This window comes from Embleya sp. NPDC005971, from assembly GCF_040629175.1.
Lineage (GTDB): Bacteria > Actinomycetota > Actinomycetes > Streptomycetales > Streptomycetaceae > Embleya.
The window spans coordinates 1-1,599 of sequence record NZ_JBEXUX010000185.1; the positions used below are offsets into that span (position 1 = coordinate 1).

Consider the following 1,599-nt stretch of genomic DNA (forward strand, 5'->3'; position numbering starts at 1 on the left):
GGGCGCCGACCCCGACGACTACCTGCGTCGCACCGGGCGTCGACCCGTGTTGCACCTGGCCGGGTGGTCCGGCCGGCGGGGAGCGGGGGGGTCAGTCCTCGTCGAGGTAGTCGGTCCACGCGATCTCGACGGCGTGTGCTTCGGCGTCGTGGGGGTCGACAGCCATCACGGAGGTCGCGAACCGCTGCCATTCGCGGTCGTCGCCGTGGGGCCGGTCGACGGCGTTGTGCTCGCCGTCGAGGACGCCGGCGATGCGGAGTCGGCCCGCGCAGACGAGACCGATGACGGTGTACGGGCGGGGGACGGCGGCGGCCCGGGTGTGGGTGGCGGTTTCGGGCATGGCTGGGGCCTTCCTGGCGGGTGGGGGTGTCCGAGGGATGCCTCGGGGGTGGGCACCGGGCCGGTGGGTCCGGTGCGTCCCCTCGCTGCACCGGGCGGTTCGGGCGAGTCGAGCGCGAGGTGCGGCGATGTCACCCGACGGGTTCGAGGTCGAGTTCGGCGAGCAGGTCGCGGGCGTGGGCCGCTGCGGTCTGCCGCTGGGCCTCCTCGCGGATGGCGGACATGGGCTCGCGATACCGGAAGTCGTGGCCGATCTCCTGCTCGACGCGTACGTACCGGTCGGCGAGTTCGGGCTCGCGCCGGGCGGCGAGGACAAGGTCGCGGCGCGAGCTGAGTACGCAGAAGATGCAGGACAGGCGGCTCATGCCCTGGCGGTCGCGGGCGCCGGGTGTGGAGTCGTAGACGTCGCTGTACGGGATGTCGGACGCGTAGATGCGCTCCCACACCTCTTCGGTGCTCATCGCGTGGATCGGCAACCACGTGTCGACGTGGCGCCGGCCGTTGCTGGCTGCGGCGTCGTGGCGGTAGGGGGCGAGCTTGAGGCGAGCGGGGGATTCCGCCGCGCGCATCCCCATGACGTTGAGCAGGCGGACCGCCCGGCCGATGCGGACGGGGTCAATCTCGGCGACGATTCGGGTGTACAGCCGGTGAATGGGGCCGCGCTTGAGGTCACTGGTGCACCATCGCGCCTTGCTCGACGGCCACATGCGGCGACGCTGGGCGTATTGGAGCAAGGTCTCGTGACGGGTTCCGTTCCCATCGGGAATTTCCCGGCGGACCACTTCGAACCTGGTCACCCCGTTGGCGACGGCGTGCACGCGGGCGAGGAAGGCGGTGCCGGCCCACTCCATCTCGCCCAAGTCGGCGTGTACGCACACGACTCGGTGGGCGACGCCGGCGCGGACGGCGGCCTCCATCGTCACGGCGAGGGCCACTTGCGAGTCCTTGCCACCGGAGAGGTTCACGAGGATCACGTCGTACTGCGCGAGGTCGGGGACGGGGCCCGGGGTGAGGGTGGGCGGGATATCGGGGGTGGGGGGTGTGGTGGGTCCGGTGTCGAAAAGGCAGATCTGTTCGCTCATGCCGGGTGCCTCCGGTCGTGTCGTGTCGGTGAGGTGGGGGCGGCAAAGCCCGACCCCGGTCGGCTCGATGCCGGCCGGGGTCGTCACGGCCTCGCCGGGGCTCCCCGCCGGCCGGGTGGTCCGGCCGTCGCCGGATCAGCACGTCCCGGAACCAGTCGGCGAGTTCGGCGTCCCGGAG

Annotated in this window: 2 protein-coding genes; both read right to left on the reverse strand. The window is 72.0% G+C overall.

The window, feature by feature from the left end; all coding sequences use genetic code 11:
* Window positions 1-91: 91 nt before the first annotated feature.
* Entirely contained in the window at window positions 92-340 is a 249-nt protein-coding gene (locus tag ABZ374_RS48485; RefSeq protein ID WP_360325243.1) for a hypothetical protein, read from the reverse strand.
* 130 nt (window positions 341-470) lie between these two features.
* Window positions 471-1,421 (reverse strand): phosphoadenosine phosphosulfate reductase family protein, encoded by a 951-nt coding sequence (locus ABZ374_RS48490; protein WP_360325246.1) that lies wholly within the window; start codon window positions 1,419-1,421, stop codon window positions 471-473.
* Window positions 1,422-1,599: the final 178 nt, after the last annotated feature.